The sequence below is a fragment of the Pseudomonas sp. EB271-G4-1 genome (assembly GCF_058791355.1).
The window spans coordinates 1-24,393 of sequence record NZ_JBYTEO010000029.1; the positions used below are offsets into that span (position 1 = coordinate 1).

The following is a 24,393-nucleotide window of genomic DNA, read 5'->3' on the forward strand; positions in this document are numbered from 1 at the left end:
CGGTTTAGCCGCGCTGGGCCATGGATGGCCCATCGCGGCGACCCACGGAGCAGGACCGGAGCGAGGGTATGCCGAGCATTAGCGAGGCACCGAACGCCAGGGGCAAGAGCCCTTGGTTACTTGGGGCCGGGCGGCGTTCCGTGCTTCCAAGTGACTCGCTGTAAGAGCGAAACCATAGGCCGCCGTTACCGCAGCAATGGATATACACCCAATCCAAATGCCACCAACCTAAAGAACAGCATTACTGCCGAGGCCGGTTTTTTATGGCCTGGGCTAGATCAATGCAAGATCTGGCTCAGGAACAGCTTGGTGCGTTCGTTCTGCGGATTGTCGAAGAAGTCGTTCGGCGCCGCCTGCTCGACGATTTCGCCCTTGTCCATGAAGATCACCCGATTGGCCACGGTGCGGGCAAAGCCCATTTCGTGGGTCACGCAGAGCATGGTCATGCCGTCTTCAGCCAGGCCGATCATGGTGTCCAGAACCTCCTTCACCATCTCGGGGTCGAGTGCCGAAGTCGGTTCGTCGAACAACATGATTTTCGGCTTCATGCACAGCGCACGGGCAATCGCCACGCGCTGTTGCTGACCGCCGGACAGCTGCCCCGGGTACTTGTGCGCCTGCTCCGGAATGCGTACGCGTTCCAGGTAGTGCATGGCGATTTCCTCGGCCTTGCGCTTGGGCATCTTGCGCACCCACATCGGCGCCAGGGTGCAGTTCTGCAGGATGGTCAGGTGCGGGAACAGATTGAAGTGCTGGAACACCATGCCGACTTCGCGGCGGATCGCTTCGATCTGCTTGAGGTCATTGGTCAGTTCCACGCCATCGACCACGATGCGGCCCTGCTGGTGTTCTTCCAGGCGATTGAGGCAGCGGATAGTGGTGGACTTGCCCGAACCCGACGGCCCGCACAGGACGATCCGCTCGCCCTGCTTGACGTTGAGGTTGATGTCCTTGAGTACGTGGAACTGACCGTACCACTTGTTCACGCCCTGCATCTGGATAATGCCTTCAGGGCTCACAGGCTTCTTGATTGCTTCGCTCATTACAGAACTCCTAACGCTTGTGGCCAGTGTCGAGCTTGCGTTCCAGATGCATGGAATAGCGCGACATACCAAAACAGAAAATCCAGAACACCAGGGCCGCGAACACATAGCCTTCAGTGGCCATGCCCAGCCATTTCGGGTCGGCGGCGGCTTGCTTGACGCTGTTGAGCAGGTCGAAGAGGCCGATGATGATCACCAGGCTCGTGTCCTTGAACAGCGCGATGAAGGTGTTGACGATGCCGGGGATCACCAGCTTCAGGGCTTGCGGCAGAATCACCAGGCCCATGCTGCGCCAGTAGCCCAGGCCCATTGCCGCGGCCGCTTCGTACTGTCCTTTAGGGATCGCTTGCAGGCCGCCACGCACCACTTCGGCCACGTAGGCCGACTGGAACAGGATCACGCCGATCAGCGCCCGCAGCAATTTGTCGAAGTTCATGCCTTCAGGCAGGAACAACGGCAGCATCACCGAGGACATGAACAGCACCGTGATCAACGGCACGCCGCGCCAGAATTCGATGAAGGTCACGCAGACCACGCGAATTGCCGGCATGTTCGAACGTCGGCCCAATGCCAGGACAATCCCCAGGGGCAACGCACCGGCAATACCGACGGTGGCGATCACCAGGGTCAGCATCAGGCCGCCCCATTGGCTGGTCGCCACTTGGGTCAGGCCAAAGACGCCGCCGTGCAGCAGGCACCAGGCAATGATCGGGTACAGCACCAGGAAGCTCAGGCCATACACGGCTTTATGATGAAAGCGCGAGATGAACAACGGTGCCACGCCAATGACCGCCAGCCACACCGTCAGGTCGACGCGCCAGCGCAGTTCCGGCGGGTAATAGCCGTACATGAACTGGCCGAAGCGCTGCTGGATGAACACCCAGCAGGCGCCCTCCTTCGTGCAGTCGGCGCGGGTGGTGCCCACCCAGTTGGCATCGATGATCGCCCAGCTCAGGATCGGCGGTATCACCAGGTAGATCAGGTAGAACGCGAACAAGGTCAGCAGGGTGTTGAGCCAGCTGGAGAACATGTTCGCGCGTATCCACGCCATCGGGCCGAAGACCTTGGCCGGCGGTGGCATGTCGGGTTTGAAAGTATGAGTACTCATGCGCTATTCCTTACCGCTCGATCAGCGCAATGCGCTTGTTGTACCAGTTCATCAGCAGGGAAATGCTGATGCTGATCGCCAGGTAAACGCTCATGGTGATGGCAATCACCTCGATCGCCTGGCCGGTCTGGTTGAGCACCGTGCCTGCGAACAGCGAGACCATCTCCGGATACCCGATACCGGCCGCCAGCGAGGAGTTCTTCGCCAGGTTCAGGTATTGGCTGGTCAGCGGCGGAATGATCACGCGCAGGGCTTGCGGGATGATCACCTTGCGCAGGGTCGGACCGTTGCGCAGGCCGAGCGAATGCGCGGCTTCGGTCTGGCCGTGGCTGACCGACTTGATGCCCGAACGCACGATCTCGGCGATGAACGCTGCGGTGTACACCGTGAGCGCCAGGGTCAAGGCCAGCAGTTCCGGGATCAGTACCCAGCCGCCGACGAAGTTGAAGCCTTGCAGCTTGGGCATTTCCCAGTGCACTGGCGCACCGAAGATCAACACGCACAGCGCCGGGATCGCCAGGAACAACGCCAGGCCAACCCAGAACTTGTGGAACGGCTCGCCCGTGGCTTCAAAGCGCTTGTTGGCCCAGCGGGTCATCAGCACGATGGCGACAATGGCCACGACGATGCTGATCACGAACGCCCAGAAACCATCGGCCATCAGCGCCGCCGGCATGTTCAGGCCGCGGCTGCTGACGAAGAAGGTGTCGCCGAAGTTGTGGCTGTTGCGCGGCCCCGGCATGGTCAGGAACACCGCGAAGTACCAGAACAGGATCTGCAGCAGAGGCGGAATGTTGCGGAAAACCTCCACGTACACGGTCGCCAGCTTGGCGATGATCCAGTTCTTCGACAGTCGGGCCACGCCGACGATGAAACCGAGGATCGTCGCCAGGATCACGCCGATGAAGGTCACCAGCAAGGTGTTGAGCAAGCCGATGACAAACACTCGGGCATAGCTGTCCGCTTCGGTGTAGTCGATCAGGTGTTGGGCGATGCCGAACCCGGCACTGCGCTCCAGAAAGTCAAAACCGGAGGTAATGCCCCGGTGTTGCAGGTTGGTCTGTGTGTTGTCGAACAGATACCAGCCTAGCGAGACCACCCCGATAATGGTGATGATCTGGAATACCCACGCACGCACTCGTGGATCGCTGAGGCTGAGCCTCTGCTTTGGTGCGCCGATTGAATTTTGCATGAAGTGCCCCGCAAAGAATGGAACAGAACATCACCCGGTGGTTGGCCCACCGGGTGATAGAACCATCAGCGCACTGGTGGTGCGTATTGAATGCCGCCAGCGTTCCACAAGGCGTTCAGCCCGCGGTCGATCTCCAGCGGAGTGCTCTTGCCGAGGTTTTTCTCGAACACTTCACCGTAGTTGCCGACTTGCTTGACGATCTGCACGACCCAGTCTTTCTTCACTTTCAGGTCTTTGCCGTATTCACCGTCAGTGCCCAGCAGTCGAGCGACGTCCGGGTTCTTGGTGGCCTTGGCTTCGGCTTCGACGTTTTTCGAGGTGATGCCGGCTTCTTCAGCGTTGAGCATGGCGTAGCCAACCCAGCGCACGATGGCCAGCCACTCGTCGTCGCCGTTACGCACGACCGGGCCCAGTGGTTCCTTGGAAATGGTTTCCGGCAGCACCACGTAGTCCTTCGGCGAGGCCAGCTTGCTGCGCTGGGCAAACAGTTGGGACTTATCGGAGGTCAGTACGTCGCAACGACCGGATTCAAGCGACTTGGCGCTCTCGTCGGAGGTGTCGAAAGTGATCGGGGTGTATTTCAGACCGTTGCCACGGAAGTAGTCGGAAACGTTCAGTTCGGTGGTGGTACCGGCCTGGATGCAGATGGTCGCGCCATCCAGCTCTTTGGCGCTCTTGACGCCCAGCTTGTTGTTGACCAGGAAGCCGATGCCATCGTAGTAAGTGATGAAGCCAGGGAATTTCAGACCCATGCCCGCGTCACGGGAGCTGGTCATGGTGGTGTTGCGCGACAGGATGTCGATCTCGCCGGACTGTAGCGCGGTGAAACGCTCCTTGGCGTTCAACTGGCTGAACTTGACCTTGGTCGCGTCGCCGAATACGGCAGCGGCCACGGCACGGCAGTAGTCTGCATCGATACCGACGATCTTGCCGGTGGAATCTGGAACCGAGAAGCCAGGCAGGCCATCGCTGACGCCGCACTGTACGAAACCTTTCTTCTGTACTGCATCCAGGGTCGCGCCCGCCTGAGCGAACCCACTGACGCCGAGTACCGCGGCTGCAGTCACGACTGCCAGGGTGGATTTCAACATCTTCATTCAAACCTCCAGTTTTGCTCTTGTTGTGTCGGAGCGTGAGTCCAGTCGCACCCTTTTGAGGCGTTGGTGACCCTTGTTGGCTTTTTATAGGGTCAACCGACGTAGGACCGTAGCCATGAGTCTAGTAGGAGAAAATCCATATAAAGGACAACTCACTTCTCACCAATCGGCCGAACGGGCTGTAGCCCTTTCTCGTTCGCGAAGCCCGTAGCGGCCATTGGCGAACATCCATTACCGGATTTTTTTGCTATCCCACTGCCAACAATGGCCTGATAGTGTTACCGACAGATGTGGGATTTTCGTACCAGCTTGCGTATAGCAAAGCCCGTACCACACCGACCGCTTAAGCGGTTAAGCGACAGGTCAATAGCAAAACTTGTAACCTTGCGACATCTTCGTAACTGATCAACCAGAGACGCCCTCAGACCTCGCACTCAATGAGAGCGCCCGCACATGTTTGGAGCAGCCATGACCAACCCTTTGATTCTTGAACCCATCAAGACCGCAGATGCCTGCGTTATCTGGCTCCACGGCCTGGGCGCCGATCGATACGACTTCCTGCCGGTGGCCGAAGCCCTGCAGGAGACTTTGCTCAGTACACGATTCGTCTTGCCCCAGGCACCGACCCGCGCCGTCACCATCAATGGCGGTTACGAGATGCCGAGCTGGTACGACATATTGGCCATGAGCCCGGCACGGGCGATCAATCGCGAGCAGCTGGAAGAGTCGGCCAACTGGATAATCGAATTGCTCGAACAGCAGCGCGCCACCGGAATAGACGCTTCGCGAATTTTTCTCGCCGGCTTTTCCCAGGGCGGCGCCGTGGTTCTACACACCGCGTTTCTGAAATGGCAGGGCCCGCTGGGTGGCGTACTTGCCCTCTCGACTTATGCACCGACCTTCAGCGACGCGCTGGAACTGTCCGCCAGCCAGCAGCGCATTCCGGTGCTTTCGCTGCACGGGCAGTACGATGACGTGGTGCAGAACTCGATGGGACGTAGCGCCTACGAGCATTTGAAACAGCGTGGTGTCACCGTGACATGGCAGGAATACCCAATGGGCCATGAAGTGTTACCTGAGGAAATTCGCGACATCGGCGTGTGGCTCGACGAGCGCCTGCGGTAAACAATGACGTTTAAAAACGCCCTTTGATCCATCCCTCTACGCCGCGCCCGATTCTTGCATTACACTGGCCGGCGTACATTCCTTAACCAATTGATGAGATGACCGTGCTCAAAGCACTCAAGAAAATGTTCGGTAAAAGCGAGACTGAGCAACTCGCGCCAGTCCCCAGCGCTCCTTCTCACGCCCCCAGCCACCGCACCGACGGTAGTCAGCCTGGCCGTACCGCTGCCGTCGCGGCACCGAAACATGAGCCCGCGAGCACGGCGGCCGTCCAACCTGCGGTGGTCACTGCCCCCGAGCAGCCACACAGCGAAACGCCGAAACCCGCCAAACCCCGCCGCGAACCGAAGCCCAAAGCGCCGGTCATCCCGTGGAAACTCGAAGACTTCGTCGTCGAACCCCAGGAAGGCAAGACCCGTTTCCACGATTTCAAACTTGCCCCCGAACTGATGCACGCCATCCAGGACCTGGGCTTTCCGTACTGCACGCCGATCCAGGCCCAGGTGCTGGGTTTCACCCTCGCCGGCAAAGACGCCATCGGCCGCGCGCAGACCGGTACCGGCAAGACTGCGGCATTCCTGATATCGATCATCACCCAGCTGCTGCAGACCCCGCCGCCGAAAGAGCGTTACATGGGTGAGCCGCGCGCGCTGATCATCGCACCGACTCGCGAACTGGTGGTACAGATCGCCAAGGACGCGGCGGACCTGACCAAGTACACCGGCCTGAACGTCATGACGTTTGTGGGCGGCATGGACTTCGACAAGCAGCTCAAGCACCTCGAGGCTCGCCATTGCGACATTCTCGTGGCCACCCCGGGTCGCCTGCTGGACTTCAACCAGCGCGGCGACGTGCACCTGGACATGGTCGAAGTGATGGTGCTGGACGAAGCCGACCGCATGCTCGACATGGGCTTCATCCCGCAGGTGCGCCAGATCATTCGCCAGACCCCGCCGAAGAATGAGCGTCAAACGCTGCTGTTCTCGGCGACCTTCACCGATGACGTGATGAACCTGGCCAAGCAGTGGACCACCGACCCGGCCATCGTCGAGATCGAGTCGCAGAATGTGGCCAGCGAAAACGTCGAGCAGCACATCTACGCGGTGGCCGGTGCCGACAAATACAAACTGCTCTACAACCTGGTCACCGACAACGGCTGGGAGCGGGTCATCGTCTTCGCCAACCGCAAGGATGAAGTGCGCCGCATCGAAGAACGCCTGGTACGCGACGGGGTCAATGCCGCGCAGCTATCGGGTGATGTGCCGCAACACAAGCGCATCAAGACCCTGGAAGGTTTCCGCGAAGGCAAGATCCGCGTGCTGGTCGCCACCGACGTGGCAGGTCGCGGTATCCACATCGACGGCATCAGCCACGTGATCAACTTCACCCTGCCGGAAGTCCCGGACGACTACGTGCATCGCATCGGCCGTACCGGCCGTGCCGGTGCCGACGGCGTTTCCATCAGTTTTGCCGGTGAAGACGACTCCTACCAGCTACCGGCTATCGAGGAAAAACTGGGGCGCAAGATCAGCTGTGAAACACCGCCGACGCATCTATTGCGGGCGGTTGAGCGCAAGCGGCCGCACTGAGCCCCCTTGCAGTAACAAGCGCAGCCGGAAACGGACTGCGCTTTTTTTTCGCCCGGAGATTGCCAGAGATATCTAAAAGTCCATAATAGACAAATTAGTTTACATTCCAGCGCCCGGAGCCGACCATGCCCAGCACCCCTTACGTGATCAATCAGACCCAGGCCCGCGAGTTGCTGGCACAGGTGGACGTGCCGCAAATCCTGTGCAAGCTATTCCGCGACCTGGCCGCCGGGCAAGCGGTGCAGCCGGCACAGCAACTGGTGGAGTTTCCACAGGGTGCCGGCGACTTCATCAATTACCTGGGCGTGCTGGCCGAAGACGGCGTGTACGGAATCAAGACTTCGCCATACATCGTCCGTGAACAGGGGCCATTGGTAACGGCGTGGACGTTGTTGATGTCGATGCAAACCGGGCAGCCGCTGATGCTTTGCGATGCGGGCGAACTGACCACGGCCCGCACCGCTGCAACCACCGCCGTGGCGGTCGATGCCCTCGCGCCGCACACCGCCAATCGGCTGGCAATCATCGGCAGCGGCAAAGTGGCCCAGGCGCACCTGCATTACGTGAAAGGCCTGCGCGACTGGCAAAGCATCAGCCTGTTCTCGCCGAGCCTGAGTGAAGACCTTGAAACGGTGAGCCTGCTGAAAACCATCGAGCCGCGCCTGACCATCGCGCAAAGTCTCGAGGCCGCCATCAGTGACGCGGATGTCGTCATGCTCTGCACCTCGTCCGCAGGTCCGGTGATCGATCCGTCGAGCCTGAGTAAACCGGCGCTGATCACCTCCATCAGCACCAACGCGCCACGCGCCCACGAGGTGCCGCCGCAGAGCCTCAATGACATGCAGGTATTTTGCGACTACCGCCTGACCACCCCGGGTTCGGCCGGTGAGATGCTGATTGCAGGCGAGCAGCATGGCTGGGATAAAAGTGCGATTGTTGGCGACTTGGCCGACCTGCTGAGCGAGAAAGTGCAGCGCCCCGACTATGAGCGTCATGTGTTCTTCCGCTCGATCGGCCTCGGTCTGGAGGACATTGCGCTGGCCCATGCCATCTACCGCTTGCACCCCTGACACCCCAGTCCACTTGTGGGAGCGAGCCTGCTCGCGAATACGATCTTTCATTCAACGTTGATGTTGACTGATACGACGCTTTCGCGAGCAGGCTCGCTCCCACAGAGAATCTCGACAACATTGGCATTTGCGCCCCATCAGGAGACGTTCATGAGCCAGGCAGACTTCATCATCATCGGCGGCGGGATTGCCGGCGCTTCCACCGGTTTCTGGCTGTCGCAGCACAGTCGCGTGATCGTGCTCGAACGCGAGTCCCACCCGGCCTATCACTCCACCGGTCGTTCCGCGGCGCTGTACACCGCCGCCTACGGAACACCTCAGGTGCGTGCGTTAACCCAGGCCAGCCGCGACTTCTTCGACAATCCGCCAAGCGGCTTCTGCGAACATCCGCTGCTGACCCCGCGCGGCGAGATGACCGTGGACTTTACCGGCGACCCGGCCGAACTGAACAATCAATACCTGAGCGCCAAAGCCACGGTCCCTGAAATGCAATTGCTGAGCGCCGATGAGGCCTGCGTGCGCGTGCCGATCCTGCGCCGGGAAAAAGTCCACGGCGCGATCTACGATCCGACCGCCAGCGACATCGACACCGATGCCCTGCATCAGGGCTACCTGCGTGGCATCCGCCGCAACCAGGGCGAAGTCCATACCGACAGCGAAGTCCTGAGCCTGAGCCGCGATGCCGCAGGCTTGTGGCAAGTACAAACCCAGGGTCAGACCTTCAGCGCGCCGGTCATCATCAACGCCGCCGGCGCCTGGGCCGACAAGATCGGTGAAATGGCCGGCGCCCGGCCCCTGGGCCTGCAACCCAAGCGCCGCGCGGCCTTCATCTTCGCCGGCCCCGAGGGCGTGGACATCCACCATTGGCCGATGCTGGTGAGCCTCGACGAATCCTTCTATATGAAACCCGATGCCGGAATGTTCCTCGGCTCGCCGGCCAACGCAGACCCGGTCGAACCCCACGACGTACAGCCCGAAGAACTGGACATCGCCATGGGCATCTACCAGATCGAGGAAGCCACCACCCTGACCATCCGCCGCCCGACCCGAACCTGGGCCGGCCTGCGCAGTTTTGTCAGCGATGGTGACTTGCTGTCCGGTTTCGATCCGCAGGTGCAGGGATTGTTCTGGGTGGCGGCACAAGGCGGCTACGGCATCCAGACCTCGCCCGCCATGGGCCAGGCCAGTGCCGCGCTCGTACGCGGTGAACCCCTGCCCGAACCCCTTACCCGCTTCGGCCTGAATGCCGGAATGCTGTCCCCTGCCCGCCTGGGTTGAATGTAGTCCTCAGGTGACGCGCCGATTCGATTGCGGCACACTTTCAGCGTCCTGGTTGACGGGGCGCTGAAGCTGCCCGGAGCCCCACTGTATGAACGCACCTGAACAAGATCCGGTCCTGAACGAGACGTCCCTGGACAACTTCCGGGCCATCGCCGATGCCATCGCCACGCTGTTTTTCCCCCACGCCGAAGTGGTGCTGCACGATTTGCGCACGCAAAAGGTCGACTACATCGCCAACAACCTGTCGAAACGGGAAATCGGTGACGACTCGGCCCTGGAGGACATGCTCAGCGACGATGTCAGCGAACGCAACATCGGGCCCTACGAAAAGCTTAATTGGGATGGTCAGAAGATTCGCAGTCTCAGCACCGTGTTGCGCGACCGCGAGGGACACCCGCTGGCGGTGCTGTGCATCAATCTGAATATTTCGCTGTTCGAGAATGCCAAGGCCGCGCTGGACTTGTTCCTGTCGCCGACCAAGCTGATTCCGCAGCCCGATTCACTGTTTCGCGATGACTGGCAGGAGCGGATCAACACCTTCCTCCACGCCTGGCTGCGCGAACGCCAACTGAGCCTGAACCTGCTCACCCGCGACCACAAACGAGAACTGGTACTGGCCCTGCACGCCGAAGGCGCCTTCAAGGGCAAGAGCGCATCGAACTATGTGGCCAATGTACTGAACATGGGGCGGGCGACGGTGTACAAGCATTTGAAGGAACTCAAAGGCTGAGCAACTGACACCAAGACACCGAAGGGCCACGGCCGCCAACGATAACGCGGGAAACCTGACACCCCGCCGCGACCTCAGGTTCATCTGTAGGAGCGAGCATGCTCGCTCCTACAGATGGCGCGTCCCCAGCCCCCTCGTTATTCCAGCGCCGCAGCCGGGCCGAAGAACTCGTAGCGGCTCTGCTTTTCCGGTACGCCCAACGCCTTGAGGTGGCGCTTGACCGCCGCCATGAAGCCTTTAGGCCCAAGGAAGTAAGCATCCAGGTCGCGCTCTTCGGGCAACCAGGCGGCCAGTTGTTCCTGGCTCAACAGCCCGACCTTGTGCGCTGCCGGGCTGACACCGTCATCTTCGGCATAGCAGTAGAAACGCTTGAGTTGCGGGTGACGCTCGGCCAGCCCGTCGATCCAGTCGCGGAACGCGTGGACGCTGCCATTGCGCGCGCAGTGGATGAAGTGCACCGGCCGCTCGGTTTCCAGCGCCGCTTCCAGCATGGCCAGGGTCGGGGTGATGCCGACGCCACCGCTGATCAGCACCAGCGGTTTGTCACTGGCGCTCAGGGTGAACTCGCCCGATGGCGGGAACAGCTGGATGCTCGCCCCTACATGCAATTGATCGTGCAAGTGATTGGAGGCTCGCCCGCCATCTTCACGCTTGACGCTAATGCGGTATTGGCCCTTGTTCGCCAACGCCGACAGCGAATAGTTGCGGCGAATCTCTTCGCCATCGAGGATCAGTTTCATGCCGATGTACTGGCCTGGCTCGGCGGCGAGGATAGGCCCCTTGTCAGCCGGTTCGAAATAGAAAGAGGTGATTTCCGCACTTTCCTCGACCTTGGCCGCCACGATGAATTCCCGCGCCCCGCGCCAGCCGCCCGGTGCCTGCTCTTTCTGGTCGTAGATGCTGGTTTCGGCACCGATCAGGATGTCCGCCAGTTGACCGTAAGCCGCTCCCCATGCCGCAATCACTTCAGGCGTGGCGATTTCTTCGCCCAGCACCTCGGCAATGGCCCGCAGCAGGCAGCTACCTACAATCGGGTAGTGTTCCGGCAGAATCTGCAGGGCCACGTGCTTGTTGATGATCTTGGCCACCAGGTCGCCCAACTGATCGAGCTGGTCGATGTGGCGGGCGTACATCAATACACCGTTCGCCAGGGCGCGCGGTTGGTCACCGCTGGCCTGGTGAGCCTGGTTGAACAGAGGACGGACTTGCGGATATTCGGACAACATCATCCGGTAGAAGTGAGTGATCAGCGCTTCGCCACCGCTTTCAAGCAATGGCACAGTGGACTTGACGATGGCACGGTCTTGAACGCTCAGCATAAGGTGACTCCTGGGTAACGGGTTTTTTTAACAGTTGCCTTAGACTTATCAGTTTCCGTGCCAACTATTAAAACATTAAAAATCAATTACTTAATTGCACAGTAGTCATTACGACACACAGCAGGTTATAGTCTTATCGACTACACGGAGTCACTATGACTGCAAAATCCTTGCTCACTGCGCTGTTGCCACTGGTGGCGGACCTGTCCCGCGAACTCCCCGAGGGCGAACGCTATCGACGCTTGCTGGAAGCCATGCGCGCCCTGCTCCCCTGTGATGCCGCCGCCCTGCTGCGCCTCGATGGTGAATGGCTGGTGCCGCTGGCTGTCGATGGCTTGAGCACCGACACCCTAGGCCGGCGCTTCAAGGTCAGCGAACACCCACGTTTTGAGGCACTGCTCAGCAGCACCGGCCCCACGCGGTTTGCCGCTGACAGCAATATGCCCGACCCGTATGACGGCCTGGTCGATGGCCTGGACGATCATCTGGAAGTCCACGATTGCATGGGTTGCCCGCTGTTTATCGATGAGCGACCGTGGGGCCTGCTGACACTCGACGCCCTCAACCCGGAACAGTTCGAACCGATCGAGCTGGATGCCCTGGAGGCCTTCGCCAGCCTCGCGGCGGCTACCGTCAACGCCGCTGAACGTATCGAGCGTTTGAACAACAGGGTCGAAGACGAACACCAGCGCGCCGAGGTGTACCGTCAGGCCAGCGGCCAGCAAAGCCGCGAAATGATTGGTCAAAGCAAAGCGCACAAACGCCTGGTGGAAGAGATCAACCTGGTGGGCGGCAGCGATCTGACGGTGCTGATCACCGGGGAAACCGGGGTGGGCAAGGAGCTGGTGGCCCAGGCTATCCACGCCGCCTCGCCGCGTGCCGACAAACCCATCATCAGCCTCAACTGTGCTGCCTTGCCGGATACGCTGGTGGAGAGCGAGCTGTTCGGGCACGTCCGCGGGGCCTTCACCGGGGCGCTGAACGACCGACGCGGCAAGTTTGAACTGGCCAATGGCGGCACGCTGTTCCTGGATGAGGTGGGCGAGCTGTCGCTGACCGTGCAGGCCAAATTGCTGCGCGTGCTGCAAAGCGGTCAGCTACAGCGACTGGGTTCGGACAAGGAGCATCAGGTCGATGTGCGACTGATCGCAGCGACCAATCGCGACTTGGCCGAAGAAGTGCGCAGTGGTCGCTACCGCGCCGATTTTTATCACCGGCTCAGCGTTTACCCGTTGCTGGTACCGGCACTGCGTGACCGTGGGCGAGATGTGTTGCTGCTCAGCGGTTACTTCCTCGAGCAGAACCGCTCGCGCATGGGCCTCAACAGCCTGCGCCTGAGCACCGATGCCCAAGCGGCGTTGTTGGCCTACGGCTGGCCCGGCAATGTGCGCGAGCTGGAACACCTGATCGGCCGCAGCGCGTTGAAGGCGCTGGGCAACTGCAAGGAGCGACCGAAAATTCTCAGCTTGAGTGCCGCCGACCTCGATCTGCCCCATGGCAACGTCGAAGTCAGCGCCGAGCAACCCACCGCTGCAGCCGTGGAAACGGTGACCGGGGATTTGCGCGAAGCCACCGAGCGTTATCAGCGCCAATTGATCGGCGCTTGCCTTGAACGACACCACCACAACTGGGCGAGCGCTGCCCGAGAGCTGGGCCTGGATCGGGCCAATCTCGGGCGGATGGCCAAGCGCCTGGGGATGAAATAGGCACCAGGGGCAATCGTTGCGAGTGGCGCATAACTTGCTTCGAGAGCCACCTTCGCGGCGACATTCTGTCGCCGCTGCCTGCCCCCGGATGCGACTGACCGCCCAATGAATACGACGTTTTCCTGTGTAGGCTGTGGCAAATGCTGCAATGATCACCACGTGCCCCTGACCCTGCAAGAAGCCCGGATGTGGGCGGCCGACGGTGGCCAGGTCATCGTGTTGGTGGAAGCCTTCCTGGGCAATGGCCTGGGCCTGTCGGCGCAGCAACGCGAGCACGCCGAACGGCGCTCGGCAGTGGTGCGCAGCGGCACCTGCGAGGCTTTCGTTGCCATCACTTTTGCCGCCTACAGCACCGGCGCCTGCCGCCATCTTGACGAGGACAACCTGTGCCGCATCTACGAGCGCCGGCCGCTGGTGTGCCGCATCTATCCGATGGAGATCAATCCGCACATTCCCCTGAACATCGCTGCCAAGGAATGTCCGCCGCAATCATGGGAACAGGGACCGCCACTGATTGTCGGTGGCGAGCTGGCGGACCCGCAACTGGCGGACCTGATCCAGCGCTCTCGCCAGGCGGATCGCGATGACATCCACATCAAGGATGCGATATGCGCGCTATTGGAGATTCGAACCACTGCACTCAAGGGCGACGGGTTTACCGCTTACCTGCCGGACATGACCGCGTTCGCCACGATCATCGACGAATTGGCCGGACAGACGTTACCGGCGTGGGAAAGCGAATGGCAGTTTCATGTGTCGGGGGACGATGTCGCCGGCCCCCTATTGGCAGCGGGTGCGCAGGTGGCGACCGAGTCGCCCGCTCACTATGCTTTCATTTCGTTGCGAACGGCTTGAGCCCACCAGGCGACACCTGTATTCGCCCCTTCGCGAAGCACACTGGATAAACCTGAGACCTAACGCTTGCCCATCGAACGGCGTGTCCCCGGAGGCGCCATCCCCGGCGTCTTGGTGTGGCCATTCTTGGCGCCGTTCTTGTACCACGGCTGGCTGGCGTCCTTGGTGGCCTGCAGCTCACCGGGCTTGAACGGGAACTTGAACGCCGGGATTGCGGTTTTGGTCTCGCTGTCAGCGCTGGAGTCGACGCTGTCTGGCAGCTCTGCCAGTTCGTCGCTCAAGGCGTCGGCTACCGGCGGTTGTTTCGGGGAAGTCATGAAAAGCTCCGGGTGATGCACACTGTGTCGGGCCCGTTCAGCGAGCCACGAAAGACGCCAGTATAGCGGAAGGGCAGGTACAGGCTTCAAGCTGCAAGCTTCAAGTTAAACGCGCTGCGGGTAGCTTTTAACTTGCGGCTTGGCGCTTGAAGCTTGTAGCTTTCCTTCCATTCTCTCCGCCCGACGAGCCCTGCGCCCATGAAAAAGACTGTTCTCGCCTTCAGCCGCGTCACGCCAGAAATGGTTGAACGCCTGCAACAAGACTTCGACGTCATCGTGCCGAACCCGAAAAAGGGTGATATCAACGCCCAGTTCAACGAAGCCCTGCCCCATGCCCACGGATTGATCGGGGTCGGCCGCAAGCTCGGTCGTGCACAACTGGAAAACGCCGCCAGTCTGGAAGTCGTGTCCAGCGTTTCGGTGGGCTATGACAACTACGACGTGGACTATTTCAACGAGCGCGGGATCATGCTCACCAACACGCCGGACGTGCTCACCGAAAGCACCGCCGACCTGGCCTTCGCTTTGTTGATGAGTAGTGCACGCCGCGTCGCCGAGCTCGACGCCTGGACCAAGGCAGGCCAGTGGCAAGCCACCGTCGGTGCACCGCTGTTCGGCTGCGATGTCCACGGCAAGACCCTGGGCATCGTCGGCATGGGCAACATCGGCGCGGCCATCGCGCGCCGAGGTCGGCTGGGCTTCAACATGCCAATCATCTACAGCGGCAACAGCCGCAAGACTGCGCTGGAACAGGAACTCGGTGCGCAGATGCGTAGCCTGGACGAGCTGTTGGCTGAAGCCGACTTCGTCTGCCTGGTGGTTCCGCTCAGCGAGAAGACCCGGCACTTGATCAGCCATCGCGAACTGGCCCTGATGAAGCCGAGCGCGATCCTGGTGAACATCGCCCGGGGTCCGGTGGTGGACGAGCCGGCACTGATCGATGCGCTGCAAAACAACCGCATTCGTGGTGCCGGGCTGGATGTGTATGAAAAGGAGCCGCTGGCCGAGTCGCCGCTGTTTCAGCTGAAAAACGCAGTGACCTTGCCGCATATCGGTTCGGCCACCCATGAGACCCGCGATGCCATGGCCAACCGCGCCTTGGCGAACCTGCGCAGCGCATTGCTAGGTGAGCGTCCACAAGACCTGGTCAACCCGCAGGTCTGGAAAGGTTGAATGAACGAAGGCACGTTGGGTTGGACGTGCCATTTTTTCATAACTTCAAGCGACGTGCTATTAAATAGTACAGACGACATAACTCGCAACGTAGTCTCCGACTGAACTTTCCCGAACAACTATAAACTTCGAGTCATTAAAAAAGCACCCAGCGTGCACTCGGAGAACACCCCAATGAATAAACTCACCACCGCCTCCGTGATAAGGCGGAGCAAAGTACTTATTGTTTTAACTGCTACATTATTCGGCTTGATGACGTTGGCCAACAATGTTACCGATTATGCGGCATACGCCGAATACATCGGGCGCATCATCAGCATGAGCGACACCACGGGCAACGACTCACGGCGCTACAGGTCCATTACGTCCAACATGTTTCATCATCGTTTTTACTGGGCAATCATTTCACTCGAAATTATTTTTACTTTTAGTTGCCTGGTGGGAACCTGGCAGCTCTATCGAAAACTCGACGCACCACGCAACGAGTTTCACGAAGCAAAAAAATTCGCGATCGCTGGCCTTGTGACAGGTATTTTTGTTTATCAGGCATTATACGTCACCATACTCAATGAATGGTTCGACATGGATTACTCCGTTCATCGCAACACCTATATTTGGGCACAAAACAATATTGAATACATGTTTTTCGGCCTGATCTTTCTCACGGCAATAAAAGACAGCTGAACAGCCTGCTGCTCAGGCCAGCTTCCCCGCCACGGGTTTGGTGCTCATGCCAGGCTTGCGAAACACCAACACGTTACCCAGCATGACCAGTACCAGGCCCACGAGTGCCGGGGGAGTCCATTGGTAGCCTTCGGCGAACGCCGAGACATTCAGCGCCACCACCGGAAACAGAACGGTGCAATAGGCTGCGCGCTCGGGGCCCATGCGCCCGACCAGGGTCAGGTAGGCAGTGAAACCGATGACCGAACCGGGAATCACCAGGTACAACAGCGAGCCGATGTAGCGAGCGTTCCATTCCATGTCGAACGGGATCCCCTTGACCAGGCACCATACCGACAACATCGCCGCGCCATAGGCCATGCCCCAGGCATTGGTCGTCAGCGGTTTGAGCCCGGCCTTTTGTTGCAGGCTCGACAGCATGTTCCCGGCCGAGAAACACAGCGTGCCGCACAAGGCCAGGCCAAGGCCAAGCAAGGTTTGCGGGCTGGCGGTGTGACCCGCCAGCTCGGGCCAGAACAGCAGGCCCAGACCGAGCAAGCCCAGCGCGCCGCCCATCAGCACATTGCGGGCGATTTTCTGAGCGAAGAACACCCGTGCATTCAGCGCATTCCACAGCGTGGCCGTGGAAAACACCACGGCGACCAGTCCGCTGGGGATCCACTGACTGGCGGTGAGGAAACACATGAAGTTGACGCAGAACAGGCATAACCCTTGCGCCAGGCAAATCAAGTGCCCGCGGCGGTTCATCAATTGCAGGCGGCGGCTAAGCAGCAGGATCACGAACAGCACCAGCGCCGCCAAGCCAAAGCGATAGACAATGGACACGGGAATCGCCACCACGCCCAGTTGCCATTTCAGGGCGATCCAGGTGGTGCCCCAGATCAGCACGGTCAGCAGGTACAACGAAAGGTTCATGGCAAAGGCTCCTTGATAGGCGACCAGTGTCCTGCGCCGCGTTGCGCCGCACTTGCATAATCTTGCGCTTTTGTCAGTCGACGGGCTGTCAGGCGAAGGCCTACGGAGTAGGATGCAAGGCGTTGGAGAGAAACGATCATGCCCGCACTGGAATCCCTGCAAGTGTTTCAAGCCCTCAACCGCTCGCCCAATGCTCGCCTGGAGCACAGCGCCGAGCTCGGTGACGGATTGGCAGCAGCCTTGTGGAACAACCACCACGATGCCCAGGACTACGAAGCGCCGAGCCACCACACGCTGTCCTGCTACATCGCTGGCGGCACCGGGACCTTCCGGCGCGACCAGCCCGGCACCAAGGGCGGTCCGGACAAGCTGTGCATCCTGCCGGCCGACCATCAGTCAGGCTGGGTGATCAATGGCGACATTCGCCTGGCCCACCTGTATTTCAGCCCGGAACAATTTGCCCTCGGCTGCGTCACCCTGCTCGATCGCGAGCCACGGCAACTGCAGTTGCGTGAGCAAACTTTTCTGGATGACCCACAACAGGCGTTGCGCTTTCGGCACTTGATCCGCCTCAACTGGGACGAACCGGGAGAACGTCTGCTCACCAGCAGCCTGGCCCATGAAATGCTCGCCCACGCCCTGCTCAGCCAGGTCAGCGTACGTCCCGGCTTGCGACTCAAGGGTGGCCTGGCCGCGCATCAGCGACGGCATCTAGTGGAGTTCATCGACAGTCAATTGGCTGAAGCCATCAGCCTGGGGCAGTTGGCTGCTCTGTGCGCATTATCCGAGTACCACTTTGCGCGGATGTTTCGTGAGAGCTTCGGTTTGCCGCCCCATCAGTATGTACTGGCGCGGCGCTTGAGCCGGGCGCGGGAGTTGCTGCGCAGCACCTCGCAGCCGTTGGGAGAGATTGCATTGGCGTGCGGGTTTGCCAGTGCCAGTCACTTCACCAATCGATTCAGGCAGGCGCTAGGTGGAACGCCGGGAGAATATCGGCAGGCGTTTTTGCGTTAATGCCGGGATATTCATTGCCTGTCAGGCCGCCATCGCTGGCAAGCCAGCTCCCACAGCTTTCGGTGTCGATTGCATACACAACCCTGTGGGAGCTGGCTTGCCAGCGTTGAACGATGACGCGATTTCTAATCAGAACTCCAGGGTGCTCGACAACGTCACCTGCCGCGAATCCCCCATCGACACAAATAACCGGCTCGCCGCCGAGGTGTAATACGTACGGTCAAACAGGTTTTTCACGTTGAGTTGAAACTTGACCCGCTGCCCATCGAGTTGGGTGTCATAGGTGGCGAACGCGTCGGCGACGGTGTAGCTCGGCAGGTCGAAATCATTCACGGCATTGCCCGCTCGTTCGCCGACATAGCGTGCTCCAGCGCCAACCCGCAGCTGATCGCCACCGACAATCGTGCCGAAGTCATAGACCGCCGACAGTGAGCCACTATTCTTCGCGACGTTCTGCAGCTGTTTACCTTTGTAGACCGGGTCCTGCGTCACTTCGGCATCGGTGTAGGCATAACTGCCGATCATGCTCCAGCGGTCGCTGAGCTGGCCGCTCAAGTCCACTTCCAGGCCACGGGAACGCACTTCACCGGCCGCACTGTAGAGGGTCACCGGGCCTTCGGCGTTAGCCACCAGGACGTTGCGTTTCTTGATGTCGAACAGCGCAAGGCTGCCCGTTACGCGGCCCGGCATTTCCAGCCTGGCCCCCACTTCCCACGACTTGGCTTCTTCCGGCGCAATGCTGCCGTCGAGCACGGCGCTGCTGCCGCTCAACGGCGCGATGGTCGAGTTGGGTTTGAACGATTCGGTGTAGCTGCCATAGAACGACAGTTCATTGGTATAGCGGTAGACCAGGCCGGCGCGCGGCACCCATTTTTGCCCGTTGCTGTCGGTGTTGGCCTTGAACGGCACGCCTTTGCCGGCGTACTGGTCGTACTCCTGGAAACGTCCGCCAGCGACCAGGATCCATTGGTCGGTGAGGTGGATCGAGTCCTGCAAGAACACCGAATCGCTACGCAGGATATCGGTCTGCGCACTGTCGGCCGCGCTGACCGTGGTGCCCGGGACTTCGCGGCCGTATACCGGGTCGAGGTAGCTGAAGGTTGTCAGGCTTTTCTGACGGATCAGGTCGGCGCGGTAGATCTTGCGGTACTCGTCATCGACCCCGAGCACCAGGTCATGTTGCATGCCGGCGACATCGATCTTGCCTTCGAGGCTCGCAGTCGTGAAACGGTCCGTACTGATAGCATTCTGCGTGCCGTCCATGCTGCGTGTGAGCGTGCCATTGCTGGTGTCGACGGCGGTCACACGCACCTGGCTGGCGTCATAGGTCTCACGATTCCAGCTGTAGCCGAAATGGGCTTTCCAGTTGTCGTTGAGGTCGTGATCGGCCTGGAAGTGATACAGGTCGGAGCGCCCTTCCATGTTGTTGAACGGTTCGTCGAGCCGGCGATCACGGGGGATGTCCAGCGGATGATTATCCCGCGGATCGATCACCGTGCCACGGTCGAACGGGGTCAGGAACTCCCGGTGTTCATAGGCGAACGTCAGCTGGGTGCTTTCACCAAACCAGGCCAGCGACGGCGCCACCAGCGTCTCGCGATGCACACCGTAGTTGCGCCAGTAATCCTCGTCTTCGTGGTCCAGCACCAGACGGTAGGCCAACCCGGACTCACCCAGGGCACCCGTGCTGTCAAAGGTGCCGCCGCTGCCGTTCTTGCCCTCGCCATAAGTCGAGCCACGCAGGGTCAGGGCATTGTAGGGATCAAGCTCCGGCTGCTTGCTGACCATGTTGACCACGCCGCCGGGATCCTGGATACCATAGAGCAGCGAGGCCGGGCCCTTGAGCACTTCGACCCGGTCCACCGTTGCGTTCAAGCCCCGCCCCTGCACCACCGGCATGCCGTCACGCATGATCGAGCCGTTGCGGTTGTCGCCGAAACCGCGGGTCATCACCGAATCCTGGGTGCTGCCCAGCGTGTTGCCCTGGGTGATACCGCTGACGTTCGCCAGCGCGTCATCCAGGTTACGCGGAGCCTGGTCGCGAATGACCTGGGCCGGGACGACGTTGACCGTCTGGGGAATTTCCTGAAGCGGCGTCGAGGAACGCATCACCGAGCTGGTAGGCGGAGGCTGGTAGCTTGTGGAAGGTTCCATCACCGAGGTGATGGTGGTAGCGCCCAGATTCAACGCGCCCTCGGTCGGTAGCGGTTCCAGGACCATGGTGTGGCCATCGATGCGCCGCGTGGTCAAGCCGGAACCGCCGAGCAACCGCTGCAGGGCCTGTTCGGCACTCAACTGGCCATTGAGCGCCGGGGCATTGAGGCCATACGGCGCCTCATCGGTATAGACCACGCTGATACCGGTGACGTGACTGAAGTCGCTCAACGCCTGGGGCAAGGGTTTGGCGACCATCGAAAAGCTGAATAGCGCACTTTGCGGGGTGCTGGCAGACGCGGCCAGTGCCCCGTTCAGCGGCAGCAGCGCCAACGCCGCGAAGCTCAACGCAGACACACCCAACCATTGTTTGACCGAACCCGGTATTGCCCTGGACTTCATGACTCATGACCTGTGTAGAACCACGACGGATGCGAATGACTCGCAGTTTCAGTCACTACACGGATGGCGTTCGGTTTTACCTCAGCAGAAAGTTGAAAATAATTATTCCAAGAGGTGTGGTGTTAGATTCGCCCCTTCGCGAGCAGGCTCGCTCCCACATTTGGAATGCGTTCTCCTGTGGGAGCGAGCCTGCTCGCGAAGGGGCCAATCGTCTCAGCGCAAAATAATCAGATGTCCCAGAACCTGGTGTTGCTCAAAGCCCAACACCCCCTGCAATGAACTCAATACCGCCTGCGGGTCCTTGCTCGGAAAGCTGCCGCTGATCTGCCGCTGTGCCACGTCATCATTGAGCACCACGATCCTCCCCGGGTAGTAACGGCGCAAATCCTCGACCACATCAGCCAGCGTCGCCTTGTAGTAAGTCAGCCATCCCTGGCGCCACGCCAGTTGCGCTTCGCTGTCCACCGCATGAAGTTTTCCCGCTGAGCCTTCGCCGTAAGCCACTTGCTGGCCGGCCGTCAGGATCTGCTGGTCCGCGTTCTTTTGCGCCCTCACGCCAACCCGGCCAGACAACACCGTCACCTGCGCCCCACGAGGTTGCAGTCGCACTTCGAACTGTGTGCCGAGCACCCGCGCCTGGCCCTTCCCGGCGTCCACCACAAATGGCTCGCCGGTATGGGTCACACTGAAAAATCCGGCACCGCGGCGCACTTGCACACGCCGCTCCCCCTTACTGAAATCCACCGCAATCGCACTGTCGGCATCAAGAGTGACCTGCGATTGATCGGCCAGGGTGATGGTGCGGACTTCCCCCGGTGCCGAGACATAATCGGCGCCCAGGTCGTCGATCCAACGCAACGGCTGCCAACCGCCACCGAGGCTGATCATCAGCAGCAGGGAAGCCGCCATGGCCAGCGCGCCCGACCAGCGCCGAACGCTGCTGCGACGTGAGCGATTCATGGCGTTGAGGTAACCCTGCAAGGCCAGCGCGTCCTCGTCGGCGAGCCTGCGCGCCGGCACTTCACTCAACTCCCACAACACTTGCGCACGGGCATAAGCCTGCGCATGCGCGGGGTCGGCCTGCAACCATTGACTGAAGGTGGCTTGGTCACCGCTGCTGGGCTGGTCATGCAACAGACTTAACCAGGCCAGCGCTTGCTGTTCCTGAGCAGGCGTCGGCCTGACGCGTTCGATGCTGTTCACAGTGCTTTCCCTGGCATACGCGGCTCGCATTCGCGCAGGCTGGCTTTGCAGGCCTCGAGCGCGCGCATCATATGTTTTTCCACGGCACTCTGGGACAGGCCCATGGCCTTGGCGATCTCGGCGTACTTGCGACCATGGATGCGGTTGAGCAAAAAGATCTGCCGCGTGCGTTCCGGTAACGCGCGTAACGCCGCTTCGACGTGGCGCAGATCGTTGCCTGCTTCCAGCGCCGCTTGCGGCTCGCCGCCCATACAGTGCGCCGGTTCGGCCATTAAACCTTCGTTGGCCCGCACCCGCGTACCTTCGCTGCGCAAGTGGTCGATGGCGATGTTGCCGGCGCAGCGCAACAGATAGGTGCTGAGTTCTTCAACTTGTACCAGGGGGCGTCGCCAGAACCGCACGAACAAGTCTTGCACCAGGTCCGCCGCCGTGGCCCGGCAACCCACGCGACGACTCACCAACGCTTCCATTTGCGAACGCTGGGAGAGAAATACCTGGAGAAAATGCGCACGATCGCCGCGTGGTTCGCCGTGCTCGATCTCGGGAGATTCGGGAGTAGTCATTGATTCAATACTGCGCCATAGCGGCAATCGGGCCGGCCAACAACCGGGTGTGTACCCAGCAAGGCGCAATACTAATGATAAATATTCTCATAAGCAAAGCTGTCGAGGGAGATCACTTATCTTGACAGCAGCTATCAGTGCGACCAGTTCGACGAGTGCGGCGGTTCACTGAATCCCTTGGCCACAAAACAAAACGGGCCTGCATTGCAGGCCCGTTTTCATTGGGAGGGTCAATCAGGCATCAAGCGTTTTGCGCAGCCTGTTCGTTTTCAAGAAACTCTTCTTCCAGCAGCTTGTCGGCGTGAGGCCTGCGCTCGAAGGGCACCACGGCAGCGCGTGGTTTGCCGCGCAGTTTGCCGAACAGGTGTTCAAGGGCGTGTTCGAGTTTCTCGGCAGCTCCGTCGATCGCCAGTTCCAGGCTGGCGGCTTTATGGGTGACAGAAATCGGTTGGTGGCCTTTTGGCCGCGCTTCCAGCTGGCAGCGCAAATCATGGGGACCAGGCTTGTCGCCATTCTCGTCCCGCAGGTGAACCTCGACGCGGGTCAGGTCCTCCTCATAACGTTCGAGCGTGCTCTCAATGGTGGTTCGTACCCACTCCTCCAGTCGGATGCTGCTTTGAATATGGTTATCGCTATTGACTTGGATTTGCATAGTTCATCCCTTATTTCAGCTAGCTCGCGAGAGGCCGGTCAGCTAAGCCCTTGGGCGTCATCACCGTGACCTCTTACTTACACAATCGGTCTGTACGATGAACAATTCAACCCCTAAAAAAAGATAAATATCTAATCGCAAAAAAAGCCGGACAACCGGCAAAAGCGCTGTTAAGGTCGGGAGTTGGGTCGCCCCTCTCTTACGAAATAATTGCTCACATCTGCCGCTCCCCCAGCGGGTGCAGGCCGCGAAAAATCGCCGCCTCCTCCACCAGCCAGTCATGTACCGCCCGCACGCCCGGATGGCTCAGCGCCCCCGGCGCGTAGAGCACCATGTAGCGCTTGTGATTGGGCACCGCCAGGCCGAACGGTACGATCAATGCGCCCCGCTCCAGCTCGTCATTGAGCAGCGTACGCCGTGCAATCGCCACGCCCATCCCGGCGATGGCCGCTTCGATGGTCAGGTGATTGCGATTGAAGGTATGCCCGCGCCGCACATCGGCACCTTCAAAGCCGATGGCATCGAGATAGAACTCCCATTCCGCGTATTCGTAGCTGCCGCGCCAGGCAGTAATGTCATGCAGCAACGGAAAATGCAGCAGGTCCGCCGGGCCATGCAACGGCGGACGCCCGCGTAACAGGCCCGGGGCACACACCGGGAAAATCTGCTCATCGAGCAAGGCTGTGGATAACAATCCGGGGTAGCTGCCGTCATTCAGGTCGATGGCCAGGTCGAAATCGCCTTCGTGCAACGGCACGCTGCTGTCTTCGGCGACCAGGCGTAGCTGGATGTCCGGGAAGCGCTGCTGCAAGCGTGGCAGGCGCGGCGTCAGCCATTTGCTCAGGAAAGAAGGAATCGAACGCACCCGCAGTGTGCCGCTGATCATCCCCGCGTCCAGCCGGCGCAATTCGGCATCGATGCTGCCGTAGGCCTCGTTGACCGTAATGGCCAGTCGCTGGCCTTCGGCGCTCAGTTCCACGCCCCGGGCACGCCGGTGAAACAGTCGAAAACCAAGGCGCTCTTCCAGGTGTCGGATCTGCTGGCTGACCGCCCCCGGAGTGATGTGCAGCTCTTCGGCGCAACGGGTGAACGACAAGTGCCGCGCGGCACAGGAAAACACCTGTAGCCAGACGTAAGTCTGGGCGTGTAATTGGCGGCTCATGGTTTAGTCCTGCTAAAGGCTGTCTTAGGAAGTTTCGTT

General features: G+C 60.3%; 22 protein-coding genes. 10 read left to right on the plus strand and 12 right to left on the minus strand.

The annotated features are described in order from the left end of the window. Positions 1-278 precede the first annotated feature (278 nt). From AC3WWR_RS16000 to AC3WWR_RS16015, 4 genes are all read right to left on the minus strand, one after another. The gene (locus AC3WWR_RS16000) at positions 279-1,043 is read right to left on the minus strand and encodes an amino acid ABC transporter ATP-binding protein (RefSeq protein ID WP_007905492.1); all 765 of its coding nucleotides are present in this window, start codon (positions 1,041-1,043) and stop codon (positions 279-281) included. 10 nt (positions 1,044-1,053) lie between these two features. Continuing rightward, positions 1,054-2,151: an amino acid ABC transporter permease gene (locus tag AC3WWR_RS16005; RefSeq protein ID WP_020796719.1), complete on the minus strand. Its 1,098-nt coding sequence runs from the start codon at positions 2,149-2,151 to the stop codon at positions 1,054-1,056. Between the two features lie 10 nt (positions 2,152-2,161). Continuing rightward, the gene (locus AC3WWR_RS16010; protein ID WP_020796718.1) at positions 2,162-3,343 is read right to left on the minus strand and encodes an amino acid ABC transporter permease; all 1,182 of its coding nucleotides are present in this window, start codon (positions 3,341-3,343) and stop codon (positions 2,162-2,164) included. A gap of 65 nt (positions 3,344-3,408) precedes the next feature. After that, positions 3,409-4,440 (minus strand): amino acid ABC transporter substrate-binding protein, encoded by a 1,032-nt coding sequence (locus AC3WWR_RS16015; protein WP_020796717.1) that lies wholly within the window; start codon positions 4,438-4,440, stop codon positions 3,409-3,411. A 468-nt stretch (positions 4,441-4,908) separates the two neighbouring features. On the opposite strand from AC3WWR_RS16015, the gene AC3WWR_RS16020 reads away from it, so the two are divergent. From AC3WWR_RS16020 to AC3WWR_RS16040, 5 genes are all read left to right on the plus strand, one after another. Then, positions 4,909-5,565, plus strand: coding sequence for an alpha/beta hydrolase (locus AC3WWR_RS16020; protein WP_033044035.1), 657 nt, complete (start codon positions 4,909-4,911; stop codon positions 5,563-5,565). Positions 5,566-5,663: 98 nt separating this feature from the next. Beyond that, a complete protein-coding gene (rhlB, locus tag AC3WWR_RS16025) occupies positions 5,664-7,154 on the plus strand; it encodes an ATP-dependent RNA helicase RhlB (RefSeq protein ID WP_033044034.1) in 1,491 nt (496 codons plus the stop codon). A 125-nt stretch (positions 7,155-7,279) separates the two neighbouring features. Then, complete coding sequence (locus AC3WWR_RS16030) at positions 7,280-8,224, plus strand: ornithine cyclodeaminase family protein (protein ID WP_492598871.1); 945 nt, start codon at positions 7,280-7,282, stop codon at positions 8,222-8,224. A gap of 150 nt (positions 8,225-8,374) precedes the next feature. Next, entirely contained in the window at positions 8,375-9,502 is a 1,128-nt protein-coding gene (locus AC3WWR_RS16035) for an NAD(P)/FAD-dependent oxidoreductase (protein ID WP_168757254.1), read from the plus strand. Positions 9,503-9,593: 91 nt separating this feature from the next. Beyond that, the gene (locus AC3WWR_RS16040) at positions 9,594-10,235 is read left to right on the plus strand and encodes a helix-turn-helix transcriptional regulator (protein WP_008054465.1); all 642 of its coding nucleotides are present in this window, start codon (positions 9,594-9,596) and stop codon (positions 10,233-10,235) included. 137 nt (positions 10,236-10,372) lie between these two features. On the opposite strand, the gene hmpA is transcribed toward AC3WWR_RS16040, so the two are convergent. Further along, on the minus strand, positions 10,373-11,554 hold the full coding sequence (gene hmpA, locus AC3WWR_RS16045; RefSeq protein ID WP_020796709.1) for an NO-inducible flavohemoprotein: 1,182 nt from the start codon (positions 11,552-11,554) through the stop codon (positions 10,373-10,375). Positions 11,555-11,709: 155 nt separating this feature from the next. Between hmpA and norR the strand changes: the two genes are divergently transcribed. Both norR and AC3WWR_RS16055 read left to right on the plus strand, forming a co-directional pair. Next, positions 11,710-13,260, plus strand: a complete 1,551-nt coding sequence (gene norR, locus AC3WWR_RS16050; RefSeq protein WP_020796708.1) for a nitric oxide reductase transcriptional regulator NorR — start codon at positions 11,710-11,712, stop codon at positions 13,258-13,260. Between the two features lie 105 nt (positions 13,261-13,365). Beyond that, positions 13,366-14,115, plus strand: coding sequence for a YkgJ family cysteine cluster protein (locus AC3WWR_RS16055; protein ID WP_020796707.1), 750 nt, complete (start codon positions 13,366-13,368; stop codon positions 14,113-14,115). A gap of 59 nt (positions 14,116-14,174) precedes the next feature. Here the strand turns inward: AC3WWR_RS16055 and AC3WWR_RS16060 are convergent, their stop codons facing one another. Then, positions 14,175-14,432 carry a hypothetical protein gene (locus tag AC3WWR_RS16060; protein ID WP_492598872.1) on the minus strand — a complete coding sequence of 86 codons (258 nt, stop codon included), beginning with the start codon at positions 14,430-14,432 and terminating at the stop codon, positions 14,175-14,177. 198 nt (positions 14,433-14,630) lie between these two features. Between AC3WWR_RS16060 and AC3WWR_RS16065 the strand changes: the two genes are divergently transcribed. Together AC3WWR_RS16065 and AC3WWR_RS16070 are read left to right on the plus strand one after the other, a co-directional pair. Continuing rightward, positions 14,631-15,605: a 2-hydroxyacid dehydrogenase gene (locus AC3WWR_RS16065; RefSeq protein WP_020796705.1), complete on the plus strand. Its 975-nt coding sequence runs from the start codon at positions 14,631-14,633 to the stop codon at positions 15,603-15,605. A gap of 174 nt (positions 15,606-15,779) precedes the next feature. Continuing rightward, positions 15,780-16,289 carry a DUF2165 family protein gene (locus AC3WWR_RS16070; RefSeq protein ID WP_042955299.1) on the plus strand — a complete coding sequence of 170 codons (510 nt, stop codon included), beginning with the start codon at positions 15,780-15,782 and terminating at the stop codon, positions 16,287-16,289. Between the two features lie 12 nt (positions 16,290-16,301). Here the strand turns inward: AC3WWR_RS16070 and AC3WWR_RS16075 are convergent, their stop codons facing one another. Continuing rightward, positions 16,302-17,204, minus strand: coding sequence for a DMT family transporter (locus AC3WWR_RS16075; protein WP_020796703.1), 903 nt, complete (start codon positions 17,202-17,204; stop codon positions 16,302-16,304). A 138-nt stretch (positions 17,205-17,342) separates the two neighbouring features. Between AC3WWR_RS16075 and AC3WWR_RS16080 the strand changes: the two genes are divergently transcribed. After that, entirely contained in the window at positions 17,343-18,218 is an 876-nt protein-coding gene (locus tag AC3WWR_RS16080; RefSeq protein WP_020796702.1) for a helix-turn-helix domain-containing protein, read from the plus strand. Between the two features lie 129 nt (positions 18,219-18,347). Here AC3WWR_RS16080 and AC3WWR_RS16085 read toward each other — a convergent pair whose 3' ends face one another. The 5 genes from AC3WWR_RS16085 to AC3WWR_RS16105 form a co-directional block, all read right to left on the minus strand. Continuing rightward, complete coding sequence (locus AC3WWR_RS16085; RefSeq protein WP_033038555.1) at positions 18,348-20,774, minus strand: TonB-dependent siderophore receptor; 2,427 nt, start codon at positions 20,772-20,774, stop codon at positions 18,348-18,350. Between the two features lie 213 nt (positions 20,775-20,987). Then, entirely contained in the window at positions 20,988-21,977 is a 990-nt protein-coding gene (locus AC3WWR_RS16090; RefSeq protein WP_033045644.1) for a FecR family protein, read from the minus strand. After that, on the minus strand, positions 21,974-22,540 hold the full coding sequence (locus AC3WWR_RS16095; protein WP_033045642.1) for an RNA polymerase sigma factor: 567 nt from the start codon (positions 22,538-22,540) through the stop codon (positions 21,974-21,976). Before AC3WWR_RS16095 ends, AC3WWR_RS16090 begins: the two co-directional genes overlap by 4 nt. 241 nt (positions 22,541-22,781) lie before the next feature. After that, positions 22,782-23,192 (minus strand): HPF/RaiA family ribosome-associated protein, encoded by a 411-nt coding sequence (locus AC3WWR_RS16100; RefSeq protein WP_008054445.1) that lies wholly within the window; start codon positions 23,190-23,192, stop codon positions 22,782-22,784. Positions 23,193-23,406: 214 nt separating this feature from the next. Continuing rightward, complete coding sequence (locus tag AC3WWR_RS16105) at positions 23,407-24,354, minus strand: LysR substrate-binding domain-containing protein (protein WP_033039325.1); 948 nt, start codon at positions 24,352-24,354, stop codon at positions 23,407-23,409. Between the last annotated feature and the right edge of the window lie 39 nt (positions 24,355-24,393).